General features: G+C 68.8%; 26 protein-coding genes. 24 read left to right on the forward strand and 2 right to left on the reverse strand.

Annotated features, from left to right (window positions below):
* Window positions 1–15: 15 nt before the first annotated feature.
* Window positions 16–2,829, reverse strand: a complete 2,814-nt coding sequence (locus tag ACZ3KP_RS23840; protein WP_467501647.1) for a poly(A) polymerase — start codon at window positions 2,827–2,829, stop codon at window positions 16–18.
* Window positions 2,830–2,832: 3 nt separating this feature from the next.
* The gene (locus ACZ3KP_RS23845; RefSeq protein WP_467501648.1) at window positions 2,833–4,485 is read right to left on the reverse strand and encodes an RNA ligase family protein; all 1,653 of its coding nucleotides are present in this window, start codon (window positions 4,483–4,485) and stop codon (window positions 2,833–2,835) included.
* A 544-nt stretch (window positions 4,486–5,029) separates the two neighbouring features.
* On the opposite strand from ACZ3KP_RS23845, the gene rpsJ reads away from it, so the two are divergent.
* From rpsJ to map, 24 genes are all read left to right on the forward strand, one after another.
* Entirely contained in the window at window positions 5,030–5,338 is a 309-nt protein-coding gene (rpsJ, locus tag ACZ3KP_RS23850; protein WP_003948644.1) for a 30S ribosomal protein S10, read from the forward strand.
* A 17-nt stretch (window positions 5,339–5,355) separates the two neighbouring features.
* Window positions 5,356–6,000 (forward strand): 50S ribosomal protein L3, encoded by a 645-nt coding sequence (rplC, locus tag ACZ3KP_RS23855; RefSeq protein WP_046732368.1) that lies wholly within the window; start codon window positions 5,356–5,358, stop codon window positions 5,998–6,000.
* Between the two features lie 8 nt (window positions 6,001–6,008).
* Window positions 6,009–6,665 (forward strand): 50S ribosomal protein L4, encoded by a 657-nt coding sequence (gene rplD / locus ACZ3KP_RS23860; protein ID WP_123974799.1) that lies wholly within the window; start codon window positions 6,009–6,011, stop codon window positions 6,663–6,665.
* On the forward strand, window positions 6,665–7,084 hold the full coding sequence (gene rplW, locus ACZ3KP_RS23865) for a 50S ribosomal protein L23 (protein WP_132890198.1): 420 nt from the start codon (window positions 6,665–6,667) through the stop codon (window positions 7,082–7,084). Before rplD ends, rplW begins: the two co-directional genes overlap by 1 nt.
* A gap of 38 nt (window positions 7,085–7,122) precedes the next feature.
* The gene (gene rplB, locus ACZ3KP_RS23870; protein WP_041665436.1) at window positions 7,123–7,959 is read left to right on the forward strand and encodes a 50S ribosomal protein L2; all 837 of its coding nucleotides are present in this window, start codon (window positions 7,123–7,125) and stop codon (window positions 7,957–7,959) included.
* 12 nt (window positions 7,960–7,971) lie between these two features.
* The gene (gene rpsS, locus ACZ3KP_RS23875) at window positions 7,972–8,253 is read left to right on the forward strand and encodes a 30S ribosomal protein S19 (protein WP_003948639.1); all 282 of its coding nucleotides are present in this window, start codon (window positions 7,972–7,974) and stop codon (window positions 8,251–8,253) included.
* Between the two features lie 44 nt (window positions 8,254–8,297).
* On the forward strand, window positions 8,298–8,645 hold the full coding sequence (gene rplV, locus ACZ3KP_RS23880; protein WP_003974262.1) for a 50S ribosomal protein L22: 348 nt from the start codon (window positions 8,298–8,300) through the stop codon (window positions 8,643–8,645).
* Window positions 8,645–9,472, forward strand: coding sequence for a 30S ribosomal protein S3 (gene rpsC, locus ACZ3KP_RS23885; protein ID WP_046732371.1), 828 nt, complete (start codon window positions 8,645–8,647; stop codon window positions 9,470–9,472). Before rplV ends, rpsC begins: the two co-directional genes overlap by 1 nt.
* 5 nt (window positions 9,473–9,477) lie before the next feature.
* On the forward strand, window positions 9,478–9,897 hold the full coding sequence (gene rplP / locus ACZ3KP_RS23890) for a 50S ribosomal protein L16 (protein ID WP_007494765.1): 420 nt from the start codon (window positions 9,478–9,480) through the stop codon (window positions 9,895–9,897).
* Window positions 9,897–10,121, forward strand: coding sequence for a 50S ribosomal protein L29 (gene rpmC, locus ACZ3KP_RS23895; RefSeq protein ID WP_030174543.1), 225 nt, complete (start codon window positions 9,897–9,899; stop codon window positions 10,119–10,121). Before rplP ends, rpmC begins: the two co-directional genes overlap by 1 nt.
* Entirely contained in the window at window positions 10,121–10,408 is a 288-nt protein-coding gene (gene rpsQ / locus ACZ3KP_RS23900; protein WP_360519453.1) for a 30S ribosomal protein S17, read from the forward strand. Before rpmC ends, rpsQ begins: the two co-directional genes overlap by 1 nt.
* 102 nt (window positions 10,409–10,510) lie before the next feature.
* Entirely contained in the window at window positions 10,511–10,879 is a 369-nt protein-coding gene (gene rplN, locus ACZ3KP_RS23905; RefSeq protein WP_003992364.1) for a 50S ribosomal protein L14, read from the forward strand.
* 2 nt (window positions 10,880–10,881) lie between these two features.
* Window positions 10,882–11,205 (forward strand): 50S ribosomal protein L24, encoded by a 324-nt coding sequence (gene rplX, locus ACZ3KP_RS23910; protein WP_003992365.1) that lies wholly within the window; start codon window positions 10,882–10,884, stop codon window positions 11,203–11,205.
* On the forward strand, window positions 11,205–11,762 hold the full coding sequence (gene rplE / locus ACZ3KP_RS23915; RefSeq protein ID WP_116148543.1) for a 50S ribosomal protein L5: 558 nt from the start codon (window positions 11,205–11,207) through the stop codon (window positions 11,760–11,762). Before rplX ends, rplE begins: the two co-directional genes overlap by 1 nt.
* Window positions 11,763–11,767: 5 nt before the next feature.
* Window positions 11,768–11,953: a type Z 30S ribosomal protein S14 gene (locus ACZ3KP_RS23920; protein ID WP_003948630.1), complete on the forward strand. Its 186-nt coding sequence runs from the start codon at window positions 11,768–11,770 to the stop codon at window positions 11,951–11,953.
* 214 nt (window positions 11,954–12,167) lie between these two features.
* Window positions 12,168–12,566, forward strand: coding sequence for a 30S ribosomal protein S8 (gene rpsH, locus ACZ3KP_RS23925; RefSeq protein ID WP_030420829.1), 399 nt, complete (start codon window positions 12,168–12,170; stop codon window positions 12,564–12,566).
* Window positions 12,567–12,590: 24 nt separating this feature from the next.
* Entirely contained in the window at window positions 12,591–13,130 is a 540-nt protein-coding gene (rplF, locus tag ACZ3KP_RS23930) for a 50S ribosomal protein L6 (RefSeq protein ID WP_046732374.1), read from the forward strand.
* 3 nt (window positions 13,131–13,133) lie between these two features.
* Window positions 13,134–13,517 carry a 50S ribosomal protein L18 gene (rplR, locus tag ACZ3KP_RS23935; protein WP_089099426.1) on the forward strand — a complete coding sequence of 128 codons (384 nt, stop codon included), beginning with the start codon at window positions 13,134–13,136 and terminating at the stop codon, window positions 13,515–13,517.
* A 36-nt stretch (window positions 13,518–13,553) separates the two neighbouring features.
* Complete coding sequence (gene rpsE / locus ACZ3KP_RS23940; protein WP_030860989.1) at window positions 13,554–14,159, forward strand: 30S ribosomal protein S5; 606 nt, start codon at window positions 13,554–13,556, stop codon at window positions 14,157–14,159.
* Between the two features lie 2 nt (window positions 14,160–14,161).
* Window positions 14,162–14,344, forward strand: coding sequence for a 50S ribosomal protein L30 (gene rpmD, locus ACZ3KP_RS23945; protein ID WP_003974250.1), 183 nt, complete (start codon window positions 14,162–14,164; stop codon window positions 14,342–14,344).
* A 2-nt stretch (window positions 14,345–14,346) separates the two neighbouring features.
* On the forward strand, window positions 14,347–14,802 hold the full coding sequence (rplO, locus tag ACZ3KP_RS23950) for a 50S ribosomal protein L15 (protein ID WP_132890195.1): 456 nt from the start codon (window positions 14,347–14,349) through the stop codon (window positions 14,800–14,802).
* A 188-nt stretch (window positions 14,803–14,990) separates the two neighbouring features.
* The gene (gene secY / locus ACZ3KP_RS23955; RefSeq protein WP_358983589.1) at window positions 14,991–16,304 is read left to right on the forward strand and encodes a preprotein translocase subunit SecY; all 1,314 of its coding nucleotides are present in this window, start codon (window positions 14,991–14,993) and stop codon (window positions 16,302–16,304) included.
* Window positions 16,304–16,972: an adenylate kinase gene (locus tag ACZ3KP_RS23960; protein WP_467501649.1), complete on the forward strand. Its 669-nt coding sequence runs from the start codon at window positions 16,304–16,306 to the stop codon at window positions 16,970–16,972. Before secY ends, ACZ3KP_RS23960 begins: the two co-directional genes overlap by 1 nt.
* Before the next feature lie 105 nt (window positions 16,973–17,077).
* On the forward strand, window positions 17,078–17,914 hold the full coding sequence (gene map, locus ACZ3KP_RS23965; RefSeq protein ID WP_467501650.1) for a type I methionyl aminopeptidase: 837 nt from the start codon (window positions 17,078–17,080) through the stop codon (window positions 17,912–17,914).
* Window positions 17,915–18,024 lie beyond the last annotated feature (110 nt).

Here is an 18,024-nt window from a genome sequence, read left to right on the forward strand (position 1 = left end):
GTCCGGCGCCGGGCGTCAGCGCAGGGTCGGCACCCCGCCTCCTTCCGCCCGCGTCAGCGTGACCCCGGGCAGGCCGCGCAGTCGGCGTTCCGCGAGAGCCGTGAGCTGGCCGGCGCTCGGCGGGGTGGCGCCCAGGCCGATGGCGTAGCGGAGCGGGGTCGTGGTGAAGGGGCGGGGCCAGGCGTGGCAGTCGGGAGCCGACGTCGAGAGGTCGGTGACGAGTGCGCGCATCCTGCCGCGCACCCGGCCCTCGTCCGCGTCCGGGCCCACCGTCAGGACCGCCCAGGCCGCGTGGCGGCGATGGAGCGGGGGAGGGGCGACGAGCTCGGCCCGGGGGTGGGGATCCGTGGTCGCGTCCAGCAGCTCCCAGGCGCGGAACAGCTCTTGGGTCACCAGGTCCCGCATGCCCGCTGTGACCTGGTCGGTGCAGGGGCGTACGGGGGCGGAGGGGGTTGCGATGGTGAGGGGGAGCAGGGGGTGGGCCGGATCGGGTGTCAGGCCCACCGGCTCCCGCCAGTCCCAGGCCGCCCACGTCGCGAAGAAGTGCCGTAGGAGAGCGCCCGGTGCGAGGTCGCCGGCCTCGGCCGTGGTGCGGGCGGCCAGGACGGACCAGGCGAGGCCCGGCAGCCCGCCGAACGGTGCCGAGTCCAGACCCCGGGCCTTCGCCCACGCCTTGACCTGCCGGGCCAGTCGGGTGAAGGCGACCCTGCGTCCGCCCACCGAGGCCAGCACCGCCTCCGCGTCGCTCACCGCGCTGAGCGCGATCGCGGCCTCCTCGCCCAGCTCGGTCCGGCGCGGGACCGCCTCCGCGGGGTCCGTCGCACCTGTGGTGACCACGACCAGGTCCACGTCCAGGCCGTCGATCCGCAGCCGCAGACCGGGGACGCGGGCCCCGACCACCTCCCGCACGTCCGCCGCCTCGGGGACGGCGGCCGCCAACCGCGCCTGTACGGCGGTGAGTTCGACCGTGCCCGGCAGCACCGTGACCAGGTCCAGGTCCGCGCCGGGCAGCGCGCAGCCCATCCGCCGGGAGCCGACGACATGGACCACGCCGTCGGGGAACGCCTCCCCGATGCGGTGGGTGGTCTCCTCGGCCACCCGCGCCACCCCCGCCACCCTGTCCTCCTCCTCCACGCCGACCCCCGCGGTCTCCTGCGCCCACCGCACCTCGCCCGTCCCCAGCGTCACCGTGGCCCGTACCCGCATCGACTCGTCCCCGCGCCGCGACAGCAGGGCCAGCTCGCCGACCCTGACCGGCATCGGGGCGAGCCGGGCCGCGCAGGCGTCGGCCAGGGTGTTCGGGTCGGTGGTGCGGCCCAGGCTGAGGTGCGGGGTGAACCCAGGGTGGCGGCCGCCGCAGCGGGGGAAGTGGCGTACGAGTGTGCGGTGCAGGTCGGCCCAGGGCTTCTCGCTCGCGGCCGCGGGGTCGAGCCAGACGGTCGCGTCGTCCCGGTGGCCGAACCAGTGCACCCCCTCCAGCCGGGCCTCGAAGGGAGCGGTGGCGGCCGTCGCCAGCACCGCCGCCGCCCGCTCGAAGGCGTGTTCCGGTACGAATCCGAAGAGCAGGTTCACATGCGGGGGCCAGCGCCGGATCGCCGGGTCGTGGTCCCGGCGGATCTCCTGCAGCGGGGCCCACAGCTCCTCGGGCGGGAGCCACGCCAGCGCCGTACGGGGCGTCGGTCCTTCGGCGAGGGAGTCCTCGGCGTCCGCCTCCGGAGCACCCACCGCCAGCTCGGCCAGGACACCGTAGTGGTCGGAGATGTACGTCCCCTCTGCCGAGGGCACGTCACCGCGGAGTTCGGCCTGCCGGACCCGCAGCCCCGCCCCGCGCAGCAGCACGCGGTCCAGCCGCGAGGCCCGGCCCGTCAGCGACGAGACCGCGGCCAGCGGATTGCCGCCCGGGTCGAAGGTCGGGGTGGTGTCGTCGGCGCCGTGCGCCTCGCTCCACGCGTCCCGCAGGCCCAGGGTCAGCTGCGGTGCGGAGCCGCCGTCGTTGAAGTCGCCCATCAGCAGCAGATCGGCGTCCACGCCCGCCAGGCCCTCGGCGACGCGGGTGAGTTCCGCCGTGCGCCGGTCGGCGCCGTTCTCCGAGTGGTCGCTGCTCAGATGGGTCGCCGCGATGACCACGGGCCGTCCGGCCGCCGCCACCACGAGGGCGGTCACCGCCTTGTGCGGGCCGAGTTCGTGGTGCGCGGCCTCGGTGACGGGGAGCCGGCTCAGGAGCAGCAGCCCGCACGCGTCGACGTCCCGCCCTCGCGGGTCCGTGCCCAGGGTCCAGCCCGCCCGTACCCACTCCTCGCCCAGCAGGAGGTCGAGGAGTTCCGTCTCGACCTCCTGCAACGCGATCACGTCCACGTCCGCGTCGCGCAGCGCTCGCAGCAGCAGAGGCCTGCGCCGGTCGGTGTCGATGCGGTCGGCGTCGTAGCGGTCCCAGAGAGTGTTCCAGGTCAGTACGCGCAGCCCCCCCGACACCCGTGCATCGCCGGACCGGTCCCCGCCCCGGGAGGGCGCGGGCGCCCAGCCGGCGCCGTCCCACGCGTACGGCGTGCGGGCCGTGAAGAACGGCGCCGGGAGCAGCCGGGCCTCCCGAATCCGCCCCGCCTCCGTCGCGTCGATCCGGTCCACCCCGGTGGCCCGGTCCCACACCACCTCGCCGTCGGCCTCGATGAACAGCACCCGGTGCCAGGGGATCTCGCCCCCCGGCACGAACGCGGGCAGCGGGACACGCTTCGGCGCGGCGCCGCGCCGGCGGACGCCGAGGACGAAGCGGGCCGGGTCGAAACGCGCGTCCCAGCGCACCCGGTGGTAGATCTCCTCGCTCGTACGCACGCGTCAGACCTCTTCCTCGACGGTCCCGGCCGCCCCGATGTACCAGGTGCGGTGGGCGTCGCCGGGATACGGCGGGACGAAGCGCCGCAGCTGGCCGGTGAGCACGTCGGGCGGCACCGGATGCTCGCGGCGGGTGTTGCGCCGTACCAGCTCGTCCTCGTCCACCAGGACCACGGCGTGCGTGATCAGGGCGTCCCGGCGGTGGGCGATCCCGTGCACCAGCGACCGCTGCTGCTTGGTGAGGGACGTGGCGTCCCACACCACGGTCCCGCCGCCGGCCAGGGCCCGGTCCAGCCGGGCGAGCCCGTCATGGAGGACCTCGCCGTTGGCCCGCTGGTCGGCGCGTGAGCCGCGCGCCTCGCGCAGGTCGTCCAGGGAGACGTACGCGTCCACGCCCGGGAGCCCCCGTGCGAAGGTGCTCTTGCCGCTGCCGGCCGGGCCGACCGTCTGGATCAGCTTCGGGAACGCGCCGGACCGCCAGTGCCAGGTCGCGGCCACGGCCTCGTCGGCACTGCCGATCCGCCCCAGCGCGTACGCCTCCCGGGCCTCGGCCCGGCACCGGGCGGCCGGGTCGGCGGGCAGCCCGGCGAACGCCTCCCGCAGCCCGAGGTCCCGCACGTCCTCGGCGTGCAGCGCCGACCACTCCACCTGTTCGCGCGCCTCCCGCGTGGCCGCGGTGGCCCGGGCGACCGCATGCAGCAGGCCCAGGTCGGCGGCGTGGGACAGGCGCACCAGACCGGCCCGCCGGTCCTCGTCCGGATACGGCCGGTGCAGCGCCGGGTGCAGCCCCACGAGGTCGGCGACCCGGCGGGCGAGCGGCAGGCCCGTCACCGGGGCGAGCCGCGCCGCCAGCCGCCCCCGCCGCGCGCCGTGCAACAGCGCGGCCAGGACGCCGGCCAGCAGGCCGTCCCCGGACCGCCCCGCCGGATCGAAGCGGCCCGCGGCCCGTGCCTCCCCCTCGCCGGGCAGTCCCACCGCCTCCGCCAGCGCCCGCACGTCGACGGCCGATCCCGACCGCACCGCCCACAGGGCCGCCCCGGCCCCGAGCCCGTTCTCCACGACGGCCGCGTGCATCCAGTGCGTGTCCGTCCGCACGTGTCCCGCGCGCACCCACTTGGCCACGCGCTCCCCGAACTCCGGCGCGCCGAACCCGTCCGCGACCCGGACCACGTACCCCTCCTGCCGCTCGGGGTCGAGCCGCAGGGCGCGCAGCGCCCGCTCGTCGAACACGCCGCGCCACAGCACCCGGGGCGCGGGGACGCCGAGCTCGCGCAGGAAGACCACCGTCCGGTCCCAGTCCAGGCAGCGGCCCTGCCCGTCCCACACCGAGAAGCCGTAGAAGTAGCTCTCCAGTTCGTCGTACGCGATCGAGTGCCGGGCGAACATGTTCTCCCCGCACACCCGCCACCCGTCCGGGATCGCGTGGCCGATCCGGGCCTGGAGCGCCTTGACCCAGGTGCGGGAGGGGTGAGGGGCCGAGTCCAGCGAACGGGCGTGCAGGCCGTCCGCGTAAAGTGTGGTGTTCTCGCCGTCGAGTTTCTCGGTCACGACGACCTCGCGGCCGCGCAGACCGGACAGGTCGGTGACCCGGAGGTCGTCGGCGGTCGCGCCGGGCGACCAGGGCAGGTGCCGGGTCCGTGGATAGTGCGTACGCATGGTGAACGTCCCCCGTGACAGCCGTCGTGCCTGCTCAGCGTAGGAGTGCGGGGTGGCGCAGGGCGAGCGGATTACGCCGCGGCCGGGACCGGCCGGGGGCTCGGGGGCGCTGCTGCGGCGGGTCCTGGTTTGACCTTCGTCACTCCGGGGGTATGCTCCCCGGCCCGATTGGCCAGCCCCCCACCCCGTATGGCAGACTGTCGGAGTTGCTCGGTCGAGTGTTGATGCTGCGCGCCTCCCGCCGGGAGGACCGGAAGCGAGTCCCACAGTACTCGTCGTCCTAACTGCCACTACGGCAGCGCTGGGGCGGACGTACGGGAATCTTTCGGGAAGTGTGGTGCGGCACCGGCCAGGCACCCGGTGGGTCTTCACCCCCGGCTTGCGGTTCCGGAAGGGCCGTGTGCATTCCCCGCAGGGATGTTCGAACAAGGGGCATCTGTGTCAGCGGGAGCGCGACACGCCCGACCGCGTGGGTCGGAGAAGAAGGCAGAACGGAACCACCGGGTTCCAGAGCGTTTAACAGAGACAGGACTACTGAGTAGCCATGGCGGGACAGAAGATCCGCATCCGGCTCAAGGCCTACGACCACGAGGTCATCGACTCCTCGGCGAAGAAGATCGTCGAGACGGTGACCCGCACTGGTGCGTCGGTCGCGGGCCCGGTGCCGCTGCCCACTGAGAAGAACGTGTACTGCGTCATCAAGTCGCCGCACAAGTACAAGGACTCGCGCGAGCACTTCGAGATGCGCACGCACAAGCGCCTGATCGACATCCTCGACCCGACGCCCAAGACCGTTGACTCTCTGATGCGACTCGACCTCCCGGCCGGTGTCGACATCGAGATCAAGCTCTGAGGGCTGGTGATCTGAGAATGGCTAAGCAGATCAAGGGCATCCTGGGCGAGAAGCTCGGCATGACGCAGGTGTGGGACGAGAACAACCGTGTTGTTCCGGTCACCGTCGTCAAGGCCGGCCCCAACGTCGTCACCCAGGTCCGTACGAACGACGTCGACGGCTACGAGTCGGTCCAGATCGCCTTCGGCGAGATCGACCCGCGCAAGGTGAACAAGCCCCTCAAGGGCCACTTCGCGAAGGCCGACGTCACCCCCCGTCGTCACCTCGTCGAGATCCGGACGGCCGACGCCGCCGAGTACACGCTCGGTCAGGAAGTCACCGCCGAGGTCTTCGAGGCCGGCGTGAAGGTCGACGTCACCGGCAAGAGCAAGGGCAAGGGCTTCGCCGGTGTCATGAAGCGTCACAACTTCAAGGGCCTCGGCGCCGGTCACGGCACCCAGCGCAAGCACCGCTCGCCCGGTTCCATCGGTGGCTGCGCCACCCCGGGCCGCGTGTTCAAGGGCCTCCGCATGGCGGGTCGCATGGGCAACGAGCGTGTCACCACCCAGAACCTGACCGTCCACGCCGTTGACGCGGAGAAGGGTCTGCTGCTCATCAAGGGCGCGGTTCCCGGTCCGAACGGCGGCCTCGTCCTGGTCCGCACCGCGGCCAAGGGGGCCTGAGGTAACCGATGAGCACTGTTGACATCCTTTCGCCTGCCGGCGAGAAGACCGGTAGCGTCGAGCTCCCCGCGGAGATCTTCGGCGTGGAGAAGGTCAGCATCCCGCTGATCCACCAGGTCGTCGTCGCGCAGAACGCTGCCGCCCGTCAGGGCACGCACAAGACCAAGACCCGTGGCGAAGTCCGTGGTGGTGGCAAGAAGCCGTACCGCCAGAAGGGCACCGGCCGCGCCCGTCAGGGCTCGACCCGCGCGCCGCAGTTCGCCGGTGGTGGCGTCGTCCACGGCCCGCAGCCGCGTGACTACTCGCAGCGCACCCCCAAGAAGATGAAGGCTGCCGCTCTGCGTCACGCCCTCACCGACCGGGCGCGTCACAACCGCATTCACGTCGTCACCGGCGTGATCGAGGGCGAGACCCCCAGCACCAAGGCCGCTCGCACGCTGTTCGGCAAGATCTCGGAGCGCAAGAACCTGCTCCTGGTCGTCGACCGCGCCGACGAGGCCGCTTGGCTCTCCGCCCGCAACCTGCCCCAGGTCCACATCCTGGAGCCGGGCCAGCTGAACACGTACGACGTGATCGTCTCGGACGACGTGGTCTTCACCCAGGCCGCTCTCGAGTCCTTCGTCGCCGGCCCGAAGGCCAACGACACCGAAGGGACCGAGGTCTGATGGCCATCCGTCACCCCAGCATCGCCTCGAAGGCCGCCAAGGCCGCCAAGGCCGCGCGCGTCGCGAAGGCCCGCCGCCACGAGGCCGAGGGCAAGAACACCGTCGAGACCCCGCTGAGCAAGTCGTACACGGACCCCCGTGACGTCCTGCTGAAGCCGGTCGTCTCGGAGAAGAGCTACGCGCTCCTCGACGAGAACAAGTACACGTTCATCGTCGCCCCGAACGCCAACAAGACCCAGATCAAGCAGGCCGTCCAGGCGGTCTTCTCGGTCACGGTCACCGGGGTCAACACGCTCAACCGCCAGGGCAAGCGCAAGCGCACGAAGACCGGTTTCGGTCAGCGTGCCGGCAGCAAGCGCGCGATCGTGACCCTTGCCGAGGGCGACCGTATCGACATCTTCGGCGGTCCGACCGCGTAAGCGGGTCGGATCGTCCGATATCGGACGAGGACTGAGAAATGGGAATCCGCAAGTACAAGCCGACTACGCCGGGCCGTCGTGGCGCCAGCGTCGCCGACTTCGTCGAGGTCACGCGGTCCACGCCGGAGAAGTCGCTGGTCCGCCCCCTGCACAGCAAGGGCGGCCGTAACAACGCCGGTCGTGTGACCGTTCGCCACCAGGGTGGCGGACACAAGCGCGCCTACCGAGTGATCGACTTCCGTCGTCACGACAAGGACGGCGTGCCGGCGAAGGTCGCGCACATCGAGTACGACCCCAACCGCACCGCGCGCATCGCGCTGCTGCACTACGCGGACGGCGAGAAGCGCTACATCCTCGCCCCGCGCAACCTGCAGCAGGGCGACACCGTGGAGAACGGCCCCGGGGCCGACATCAAGCCGGGCAACAACCTGGCCCTCCGCAACATCCCGGTCGGTACCACGATCCACGCGATCGAGCTCCGTCCCGGTGGTGGCGCCAAGTTCGCCCGTTCCGCGGGTGCCTCGGTGCAGCTGCTCGCCCGTGAGGGCGCCATGGCGACCCTCCGTATGCCGTCCGGCGAGATCCGCATGGTGGACGCGCGCTGCCGCGCCACCGTCGGTGAGGTCGGCAACGCCGAGCAGTCCAACATCAACTGGGGCAAGGCCGGCCGCAAGCGGTGGCTGGGCGTCCGCCCGACCGTCCGTGGTGTCGTGATGAACCCGGTCGACCACCCGCACGGTGGTGGTGAGGGCCGGACCTCCGGTGGTCGCCACCCTGTGTCCCCGTGGGGCAAGAAGGAAGGCCGTACTCGTTCGCCCAAGAAGGCGTCGAACAAGTACATCGTCCGCCGCCGCAAGACGAACAAGAAGCGCTAAGGACGGGTTGAGATGCCGCGTAGCTTGAAGAAGGGGCCCTTCGTCGACGACCACCTGATCAAGAAGGTGGATGTCCAGAACGAAGCCGGCACCAAGAACGTCATCAAGACCTGGTCCCGTCGCTCGATGATCGTCCCGGCCATGCTCGGCCACACGATCGCGGTGCACAACGGCAAGACCCACATCCCGGTGTTCGTCACCGAGTCGATGGTCGGCCACAAGCTCGGCGAGTTCTCGCCGACCCGCACCTTCCGCGGCCACGTCAAGGACGACCGGAAGTCGAAGCGCCGCTAGTAGCGGATCGCATTCAGACACGTAAGTAACTGAGAGGGACAACCATGGAAGCCAGGGCCCAGGCGCGGTACATCCGCGTTACGCCCATGAAGGCCCGCCGCGTGGTGGACCTTATCCGTGGCATGGATGCCACGGAGGCTCAGGCTGTTCTGCGATTCGCTCCGCAGGCAGCCTCCGTGCCGGTCGGCAAGGTGCTCGACAGCGCCATCGCCAACGCCGCGCACAACTACGACCACACCGACGCCGACAGCCTCTTCATCTCCGAGGCGTACGTCGACGAGGGCCCGACCCTGAAGCGGTTCCGTCCGCGTGCCCAGGGCCGTGCCTACCGGATCCGCAAGCGGACCAGCCACATCACCGTGGTCGTCAGCAGCAAGGAAGGAACCCGGTAATGGGCCAGAAGGTTAACCCGCATGGGTTCCGGCTCGGTGTCACCACGGACTTCAAGTCCCGGTGGTACGCCGACAAGCTGTACAAGGACTACGTCAAGGAAGACGTCGCCATCCGTCGGATGATGACGTCCGGCATGGAGCGCGCCGGTATCTCGAAGGTGGAGATCGAGCGCACCCGTGACCGTGTGCGTGTGGACATCCACACCGCGCGTCCGGGCATCGTCATCGGCCGCCGCGGCGCCGAGGCCGACCGCATCCGCGGTGACCTGGAGAAGCTGACCGGCAAGCAGGTCCAGCTGAACATCCTCGAGGTCAAGAACCCGGAGACCGACGCTCAGCTGGTGGCCCAGGCCGTCGCCGAGCAGCTCTCCTCCCGCGTCTCCTTCCGCCGTGCCATGCGCAAGAGCATGCAGTCGGCGATGAAGGCGGGCGCCAAGGGCATCAAGATCCAGTGCGGTGGCCGCCTCGGCGGCGCCGAGATGTCCCGCTCGGAGTTCTACCGCGAGGGCCGCGTGCCCCTGCACACGCTCCGCGCGAACGTGGACTACGGCTTCTTCGAGGCCAAGACGACCTTCGGCCGCATCGGTGTGAAGGTCTGGATCTACAAGGGCGACGTCAAGAACATCGCCGAGGTCCGCGCCGAGAACGCCGCAGCCCGTGCCGGCAACCGCCCGGCCCGTGGTGGCGGCGCTGCCGACCGCCCGGCCCGTGGTGGCCGCGGTGGCGAGCGGCGCGGTCGCAAGCCGCAGCAGGCTGCCGGCGCCGAGGCCCCCAAGGCCGAGGCCCCCGCCGCCGCTCCGGCTGAGAGCACCGGAACGGAGGCCTGACCGACATGCTGATCCCCCGTAGGGTCAAGCACCGCAAGCAGCACCACCCCGGACGCAGCGGCGCTGCCAAGGGTGGCACGACGGTTGCGTTCGGCGAGTACGGCATCCAGGCGCTCACCCCGGCGTACGTGACGAACCGTCAGATCGAGGCCGCTCGTATCGCCATGACGCGTCACATCAAGCGTGGTGGCAAGGTCTGGATCAACATCTACCCGGACCGTCCGCTCACCAAGAAGCCCGCCGAGACCCGCATGGGTTCCGGTAAGGGTTCCCCGGAGTGGTGGATCGCCAACGTCAAGCCCGGACGCGTGATGTTCGAGCTGTCGTACCCCAACGAGAAGATTGCGCGTGAGGCCCTCACTCGTGCAGCCCACAAGCTGCCGATGAAGTGCCGGATCGTCAAGCGCGAGGCAGGTGAAGCGTGATGTCGGCCGGTACCAAGGCGTCCGAGCTGCGCGAGCTGGGCAACGAGGAGCTTCTCGGCAAGCTCCGCGAGGCCAAGGAAGAGCTGTTCAACCTCCGCTTCCAGGCGGCGACCGGACAGCTTGAGAACCATGGCCGTCTGAAGGCGGTCCGCAAGGACATCGCGCGGATCTACACCCTGATGCGCGAGCGTGAGCTGGGCATCGAAACGGTGGAGAGCGCCTGATGAGCGAGAGCAACGTGAACGAGAACACCGAGGCGCGCGGCAGCTTCCGCAAGACCCGTGAGGGTCTCGTCGTCAGCGACAAGATGGACAAGACCGTCGTCGTCGCCGTCGAGGACCGCGTCAAGCACGCGCTGTACGGCAAGGTCATCCGCCGTACCAACAAGCTCAAGGCGCACGACGAGCAGAACGCCGCGGGCGTCGGCGACCGTGTCCTCCTCATGGAGACCCGGCCGCTGTCCGCGACGAAGCGCTGGCGCGTCGTCGAGATCCTCGAGAAGGCCAAGTAAGTCTCCTGCGGGGCATTCCTCGCAGGACAGTTCCGCCAGGCTCGGGGCGGGTGAGCACTCACCCACCCGCCCCGGGAACCGGCAGACACACAGGAGATAGACGTGATCCAGCAGGAGTCGCGACTGCGCGTCGCCGACAACACTGGTGCGAAGGAGATCCTTTGCATCCGTGTGCTCGGTGGCTCCGGTCGCCGCTACGCGGGCATCGGTGACGTCATCGTCGCCACCGTCAAGGACGCGATCCCCGGCGGCAACGTGAAGAAGGGTGACGTCATCAAGGCGGTCATCGTTCGCACCGTCAAGGAGCGCCGCCGTCCGGACGGCTCGTACATCCGCTTCGACGAGAACGCCGCCGTCATTCTGAAGAACGACGGCGACCCTCGCGGCACCCGCATCTTCGGCCCGGTCGGGCGTGAGCTGCGCGAGAAGAAGTTCATGAAGATCATCTCGCTCGCGCCGGAGGTGCTGTAAGCATGAAGATCAAGAAGGGCGACCTGGTCCAGGTCATCACCGGTAAGGACAAGGGCAAGCAGGGCAAGGTCATCGCGGCCTTCCCCCGCGAGGACCGCGTCCTGGTCGAGGGTGTCAACCGGGTCAAGAAGCACACCAAGGCCGGTCCGACCGCTCGCGGTTCCCAGGCCGGCGGCATCGTCACCACCGAGGCGCCGATCCACGTCTCCAACGTCCAGCTGGTCGTGGAGAAGGACGGCAACAAGGTCGTCACGCGTGTCGGTTACCGCTTCGACGACGAAGGCAACAAGATCCGCGTTGCCAAGCGGACGGGTGAGGACATCTGATGGCTACCACCACCACTCCGCGTCTGAAGCAGAAGTACCGCGAGGAGATCGCGGGCAAGATGCGTGACGAGTTCAAGTACGAGAACGTCATGCAGATCCCCGGCCTCGTCAAGATCGTGGTCAACATGGGTGTGGGCGACGCCGCCCGCGACTCCAAGCTGATCGAGGGCGCCATCCGCGACCTCACCACGATCACCGGTCAGAAGCCGCAGGTCACCAAGGCCCGCAAGTCCATCGCGCAGTTCAAGCTGCGTGAGGGCCAGCCGATCGGTGCCCACGTCACGCTCCGTGGCGACCGCATGTGGGAGTTCCTGGACCGCACCCTGTCGCTCGCGCTCCCGCGCATCCGCGACTTCCGTGGTCTGTCCCCCAAGCAGTTCGACGGCCGTGGCAACTACACCTTCGGTCTCACGGAGCAGGTCATGTTCCATGAGATCGACCAGGACAAGATCGACCGTACCCGGGGCATGGACATCACCGTGGTCACCACGGCGACCAACGACGCTGAGGGCCGTGCGCTCCTTCGTCACCTCGGCTTCCCGTTCAAGGAGGCGTGAGCGAGATGGCGAAGAAGGCTCTGATTGCCAAGGCTGCTCGCAAGCCCAAGTTCGGTGTGCGTGGCTACACGCGCTGCCAGCGCTGCGGCCGTCCGCACTCCGTGTACCGCAAGTTCGGCCTCTGCCGCGTGTGCCTTCGTGAGATGGCTCACCGTGGCGAGCTGCCGGGCGTGACCAAGAGCTCCTGGTAATCCCGCCTTTTAGGGATTTCAGAGGCTCTCGGTAAGCAATGGGCGTGTCAGGTGCCCTCCCCTTCATGGCTTAGGCTTGGAGGGTTGGGCGCCTGACGGTCGCCCGTACGACTTACTACGCCGTAGGTCCACCGCGCCGCACCCGTCCCGTCTCGGATCGGGGAGAGGGATGGCGCACCAGGAAACCCCGGCGAGAGAGGCCGAAGGCCAATTCATGACCATGACTGATCCGATCGCAGACATGCTTACGCGTCTGCGGAACGCGAACTCGGCATACCACGACTCCGTGACGATGCCGGCGTCCAAGATCAAGTCTCACATCGCGGAGATCCTCCAGCAGGAGGGCTTCATCACGGGCTGGAAGGTCGAGGACGCCGAGGTCGGCAAGAACCTCGTCCTGGACCTGAAGTTCGGTCCCAACCGTGAGCGCTCCATCGCGGGGATCAAGCGCATCTCCAAGCCCGGTCTCCGGGTTTACGCGAAGTCCACCAACCTGCCGAAGGTGCTCGGCGGCCTGGGCGTGGCGATCATCTCCACGTCGCACGGGCTCCTCACCGACAAGCAGGCCGGCAAGAAGGGCGTGGGTGGGGAAGTCCTCGCCTACGTCTGGTAGCAGAAGGGAACGGAGGAAACAGCTATGTCGCGCATCGGCAAGCTCCCCATCGCGGTTCCCGCCGGCGTGGACGTCACCATCGACGGCCGCACGGTGAAGGTCAAGGGCCCCAAGGGCGAGCTGACCCACACCGTCGTGGCACCGATCGACATCGCCAAGGGCGAGGACGGCACTCTCGCGGTGACCCGCCCCAACGACGAGCGTCAGAGCAAGGCCCTGCACGGCCTGTCCCGCACGCTGGTGGCGAACATGATCACCGGCGTGACCCAGGGTTACGTGAAGAAGCTCGAGATCAGCGGTGTCGGTTACCGCGTGACCGCCAAGGGCTCGAACCTCGAGTTCGCGCTCGGTTACAGCCACCCGATCCTGGTCGAGGCCCCCGAGGGCATCACCTTCAAGGTCGAGGCTCCGACCCGTTTCTCGGTCGAGGGCATCGACAAGCAGAAGGTCGGCGAGGTCGCGGCCAACATCCGCAAGCTGCGCAAGCCCGACCCGTACAAGGCCAAGGGCGTCAAGTACGAGGGCGAAGTCATCCGCCGCAAGGTCGGAAAGGCGGGTAAGTAAGCCATGGCATACGGACAGAAGATCCTCAAGGGCGACGCCTACAAGCGCGCCGCGATCAAGCGCCGTCACATCCGGATCCGTAAGAACATTTCCGGTACGGCGGAGCGTCCCCGTCTGGTCGTTACCCGCTCCAACCGCCACATCGTGGCCCAGGTGATCGACGACATCAAGGGTCACACCCTGGCGTCGGCGTCCACGCTGGACACCTCGGTCCGTGGTGGCGAGGGTGACAAGTCCGCGCAGGCCAAGCAGGTCGGCGCCTTGGTCGCCGAGCGTGCCAAGGCCGCCGGTGTCGAGGCCGTGGTGTTCGACCGTGGTGGTAACCAGTACGCCGGGCGCATCGCCGCCCTGGCGGACGCCGCCCGCGAGGCCGGGCTCAAGTTCTGAGCCGCTTGTAGCTAGCGGAAAGAGAGAGGTAATCCAATGGCTGGACCCCAGCGCCGCGGTGGCGGTGCCGGTGGCGGCGAGCGGCGGGACCGGAAGGGCCGTGACGGCGGCGCTGCTGCCGCCGAGAAGACCGCGTACGTTGAGCGCGTCGTCGCGATCAACCGCGTCGCCAAGGTTGTGAAGGGTGGTCGTCGCTTCAGCTTCACCGCGCTGGTCGTGGTGGGCGACGGTGACGGCACCGTGGGTGTCGGTTACGGCAAGGCCAAGGAGGTGCCGGCCGCCATCGCCAAGGGCGTTGAGGAGGCCAAGAAGCACTTCTTCAAGGTCCCCCGTATCCAGGGCACCATCCCGCACCCGATCCAGGGCGAGAAGGCTGCCGGTGTCGTCCTGCTCAAGCCCGCGTCCCCCGGTACCGGTGTTATCGCCGGTGGTCCGGTGCGCGCCGTGCTCGAGTGCGCCGGTATCCACGACGTGCTGTCGAAGTCGCTCGGCTCCGACAACGCGATCAACATCGTGCACGCGACCGTGGCGGCCCTGAAGGGTCTGCAGCGTCCCGAGGAGATCGCGGCCCGCCGTGGTCTGCCCCTCGAGGACGTCGCCCCCGCGGCCCTGCTGCGTGCGCGTGCCGGGGCGGGTGTGTGATCATGGCACAGCTCAAGATCACGCAGGTCAAGTCCTACATCGGCAGCAAGCAGAACCACCGTGACACCCTGCGTTCCCTTGGTCTCAAGGGCATCAACACGCAGGTCGTCAAGGAGGACCGCCCCGAGTTCCGCGGCATGGTGCACACCGTCCGCCACCTCGTGACGGTCGAGGAGGTCGACTGATCATGGCGGAGCAGAACCCGCTCAAGATCCACAACCTCCGTCCCGCCCCGGGCGCCAAGACCGCCAAGACCCGTGTGGGTCGTGGTGAGGCGTCGAAGGGTAAGACGGCCGGTCGTGGTACCAAGGGTACGAAGGCCCGTTACCAGGTTCCGGAGCGCTTCGAGGGTGGCCAGATGCCCCTCCACATGCGTCTCCCGAAGCTGAAGGGCTTCAAGAACCCGTTCAAGACCGAGTACCAGGTCGTGAACCTCGACAAGCTGGCCACGCTCTACCCCGAGGGTGGCGAGGTCACCGTCGAGGGTCTGGTGGCCAAGGGTGCCGTTCGCAAGAACGCGCTCGTCAAGGTCCTCGGCCAGGGTGAGGTCTCCGTGGCGCTGCAGGTGACGGTCGACGCCGTCTCCGGCTCCGCCAAGGAGAAGATCACCGCCGCCGGCGGCACCGTCACCGAGCTCGTCTGAGTCCTTCGGACGTCTCGATGACGTAAGCAACTCCCGACCGGGGATACCTCACAATGGGGTATCCCCGGTTGGTCGTTCCTAGGGGGGCAGTACGGCCGGTAAGGTGGCCAGCACTGTTCTTTTTCCCATTCGTCGAACCTCAAGACCGTCACCCTTGACGCAGTTGCGCGGGGGTCGCAGGAGGCACCGTGCTCACCGCGTTCGCCCGGGCGTTCAGGACGCCCGACCTGCGCAAGAAGCTGCTCTTCACGCTGGCCATCATCGTGGTCTACCGGGTCGGCACCCACATCCCGATCCCCGGCGTCAACTACAAAGCCGTCCAGACGTGTGTGAACGAGGCCTCCGGCAACCAGGGCCTGTTCGGTCTCGTCAACATGTTCAGCGGCGGCGCGCTGCTCCAGATCACGATCTTCGCGCTCGGCATCATGCCGTACATCACGGCCAGCATCATCCTTCAGCTGCTGACGGTGGTCATCCCGCGCCTGGAAGCCCTGAAGAAGGAGGGCCAGGCCGGTACGGCGAAGATCACCCAGTACACCCGCTACCTGACGGTGGCCCTCGCCATCCTGCAGGGCACCGGCCTCGTCGCCACCGCCCGCAGCGGCGCCCTCTTCAACGGCTGCACGGTCGCCTCCAGCATCGTCCCGGACCAGGCGATCTTCACCACCATCACGATGGTCATCTGCATGACCGCCGGTACGGCCGTCGTCATGTGGCTCGGTGAGCTGATCACCGACCGCGGCATCGGCAACGGCATGTCGATCCTGATGTTCATCTCGATCGCCGCCACCTTCCCGTCCGCGCTGTGGGCCATCAAGAAGCAGGGCACCCTGGCCGGCGGCTGGATCGAGTTCGGCACCGTGATCGCGGTCGGCCTGGTCATGGTCGCCCTGGTGGTCTTCGTCGAGCAGGCGCAGCGCCGGATCCCCGTCCAGTACGCGAAGCGCATGATCGGCCGTCGCTCCTACGGCGGTACCTCGACGTACATCCCGCTCAAGGTGAACCAGGCCGGTGTGATCCCGGTGATCTTCGCCTCGTCGCTGCTGTACATCCCCGCCCTCGTGGCGCAGTTCGCCGGCGGGAACTCGAGCTGGAAGCAGTGGATCTCCACGAACCTGACCAAGGGTGACCACCCGATCTACATCACCCTGTACTTCTTGCTCATCGTTTTCTTCGCGTTCTTCTACGTCGCTATCTCCTTCAACCCCGAGGAAGTAGCCGACAACATGAAGAAGTATGGTGGCTTCATCCCGGGCATCCGGGCTGGCCGACCGACCGCTGAGTACCTGTCGTACGTGCTCAACCGGATCACCTGGCCGGGTTCGCTGTATCTGGGCCTGATCGCTCTCGTACCGACGATGGCGTTGGTTGGCTTTGGGGCAAGCCAGAACTTCCCGTTCGGTGGCACCAGCATCCTGATCATCGTGGGTGTGGGTCTCGAGACGGTGAAGCAGATCGAGAGCCAGCTCCAGCAGCGCAATTACGAAGGGTTCCTCCGCTGATGCGAATCGTCCTCGTCGGGCCGCCTGGCGCCGGTAAGGGAACGCAAGCCGTTCGCCTTGCCAAGGAGCTGACCATCCCGCACATCTCCACGGGCGACCTGTTCCGCGCCAACATCAGCCAGCAGACGGAGCTCGGGAAACTCGCGAAGTCCTACATGGACGCCGGCAACCTCGTCCCCGACGAGGTCACCATCGCGATGGCCAAGGACCGCATGGAGCAGCCGGACGCCGTGAAGGGCTTCCTGCTGGACGGTTTCCCGCGCAACGTGTCGCAGGCCGAGGCGCTCGACGAGCTCCTGAAGAACGAGGGCATCAAGCTCGACGCGGTACTGGACCTGGAGGTCTCGGAGGACGAGGTCGTCAAGCGGATCGCGGGCCGCCGCATCTGCCGCAACGACTCGTCCCACGTCTTCCACGTCACGTACACCCCGCCCAAGGTCGAGGGCGTGTGCGACGTCTGCGGCGGCGAGCTCTACCAGCGCGACGACGACTCCGAGGACACCGTCCGCACGCGGCTGGAGGTCTACCACACGCAGACCGAGCCCATCATCGACTACTACAAGGCGCAGGGGCTGGTCCGCACCATCTCCTCGCTGGGCCCGGTCGACGAGGTCACGACGCGGGCGCTGCACGCGCTCAAGCGTGACGAGGACGACGAGAAGAAGTAGTTCCCCGGCGGTTCCGGCCGCGGTGCCCCCTCGGGTGCCGCGGCCGTACTGTTGTGTACATATCCGGTTGACGTTGACGTGAGTGACGGAGAGCGCAGGCCACCCATGGTGCAGATCAAGAGCCCCGAGCAGATCGCCAAGATGCGGGCGGCGGGCCTGGTCGTCGCCGCCATCCACGCGGCCACCCGCGAGGCGGCCCTCCCCGGCGCCAGCACGCGGGACCTGGACGAGGTGGCCCGCAAGGTCCTCGCCGAGCACGGCGCCAAGTCGAACTTCCTCGGGTACGGCGGCTTCCCCGCCACCATCTGCACGTCCGTCAACGACGTGGTCGTCCACGGCATCCCCTCGGAGGACGTCGTCCTCAAGGACGGCGACATCATCTCCATCGACTGCGGTGCGATCGTCGACGGCTGGCACGGCGACGCCGCGTACACCGCGTTCGTGGGCTCCGGGCACGCTCCGGAGCTGATCGAGCTCTCCCGGGTGACCGAGGAGTCGATGTGGGCCGGCATCGCGGCGATGAAGCAGGGCAACCGCCTGGTGGACGTGTCGCGGGCGATCGAGACGTACATCCGCCGGCAGCCGAAGCCGGGCGGCGGCAAGTACGGGATCATCGAGGACTACGGCGGTCACGGCATCGGCACCGAGATGCACATGGACCCGCACCTGCTGAACTACGTGGACCGGCGGCGGGGCAAGGGGCCGAAGCTGGTGCCCGGGTTCTGCCTGGCCATCGAGCCGATGGTGTCGCTGGGGACGCCGCGGACGGAGGTCCTGTCGGACGACTGGACCGTGATCACCACGGACGGTACGTGGTCGTCGCACTGGGAGCACAGTGTTGCGCTGACCGAAGAGGGTCCCTTGGTGCTGACGGCTCCCGACGGCGGTAAGGCCAAGCTGGCCGAGCTGGGGATCGCGGCTGCGCCGGATCCGCTGGGCTGAGCACGGTGCGAAGCCGCGGCCCCGGTGGGGGCTGGTCGCGCAGTTCCTCCCCCAGCCTTCGGCCGGGGGGACCCCCAGCGCCCCTATGGGGCGCTTCACTTGCGCGTGCT

Source organism: Streptomyces sp. NPDC020958, assembly GCF_055562175.1.

Bases quoted from the DNA above. Each gene is read 5' to 3' on its own strand.
- ACZ3KP_RS23845 (WP_467501648.1), bottom strand. From the start codon at position 4,485: ATGCGTACGCACTATCCACGGACCCGGCACCTGCCCTGGTCGCCCGGC.
- rpsJ (WP_003948644.1), top strand. From the start codon at position 5,030: ATGGCGGGACAGAAGATCCGCATCCGGCTCAAGGCCTACGACCACGAG.
- rplC (WP_046732368.1), top strand. From the start codon at position 5,356: ATGGCTAAGCAGATCAAGGGCATCCTGGGCGAGAAGCTCGGCATGACG.
- rplD (WP_123974799.1), top strand. From the start codon at position 6,009: ATGAGCACTGTTGACATCCTTTCGCCTGCCGGCGAGAAGACCGGTAGC.
- rplW (WP_132890198.1), top strand. From the start codon at position 6,665: ATGGCCATCCGTCACCCCAGCATCGCCTCGAAGGCCGCCAAGGCCGCC.
- rplB (WP_041665436.1), top strand. From the start codon at position 7,123: ATGGGAATCCGCAAGTACAAGCCGACTACGCCGGGCCGTCGTGGCGCC.
- rpsS (WP_003948639.1), top strand. From the start codon at position 7,972: ATGCCGCGTAGCTTGAAGAAGGGGCCCTTCGTCGACGACCACCTGATC.
- rplV (WP_003974262.1), top strand. From the start codon at position 8,298: ATGGAAGCCAGGGCCCAGGCGCGGTACATCCGCGTTACGCCCATGAAG.
- rpsC (WP_046732371.1), top strand. From the start codon at position 8,645: ATGGGCCAGAAGGTTAACCCGCATGGGTTCCGGCTCGGTGTCACCACG.
- rplP (WP_007494765.1), top strand. From the start codon at position 9,478: ATGCTGATCCCCCGTAGGGTCAAGCACCGCAAGCAGCACCACCCCGGA.
- rpmC (WP_030174543.1), top strand. From the start codon at position 9,897: ATGTCGGCCGGTACCAAGGCGTCCGAGCTGCGCGAGCTGGGCAACGAG.
- rpsQ (WP_360519453.1), top strand. From the start codon at position 10,121: ATGAGCGAGAGCAACGTGAACGAGAACACCGAGGCGCGCGGCAGCTTC.
- rplX (WP_003992365.1), top strand. From the start codon at position 10,882: ATGAAGATCAAGAAGGGCGACCTGGTCCAGGTCATCACCGGTAAGGAC.
- rplE (WP_116148543.1), top strand. From the start codon at position 11,205: ATGGCTACCACCACCACTCCGCGTCTGAAGCAGAAGTACCGCGAGGAG.
- ACZ3KP_RS23920 (WP_003948630.1), top strand. From the start codon at position 11,768: ATGGCGAAGAAGGCTCTGATTGCCAAGGCTGCTCGCAAGCCCAAGTTC.
- rpsH (WP_030420829.1), top strand. From the start codon at position 12,168: ATGACCATGACTGATCCGATCGCAGACATGCTTACGCGTCTGCGGAAC.
- rplF (WP_046732374.1), top strand. From the start codon at position 12,591: ATGTCGCGCATCGGCAAGCTCCCCATCGCGGTTCCCGCCGGCGTGGAC.
- rplR (WP_089099426.1), top strand. From the start codon at position 13,134: ATGGCATACGGACAGAAGATCCTCAAGGGCGACGCCTACAAGCGCGCC.
- rpsE (WP_030860989.1), top strand. From the start codon at position 13,554: ATGGCTGGACCCCAGCGCCGCGGTGGCGGTGCCGGTGGCGGCGAGCGG.
- rpmD (WP_003974250.1), top strand. From the start codon at position 14,162: ATGGCACAGCTCAAGATCACGCAGGTCAAGTCCTACATCGGCAGCAAG.
- rplO (WP_132890195.1), top strand. From the start codon at position 14,347: ATGGCGGAGCAGAACCCGCTCAAGATCCACAACCTCCGTCCCGCCCCG.
- ACZ3KP_RS23960 (WP_467501649.1), top strand. From the start codon at position 16,304: ATGCGAATCGTCCTCGTCGGGCCGCCTGGCGCCGGTAAGGGAACGCAA.
- map (WP_467501650.1), top strand. From the start codon at position 17,078: ATGGTGCAGATCAAGAGCCCCGAGCAGATCGCCAAGATGCGGGCGGCG.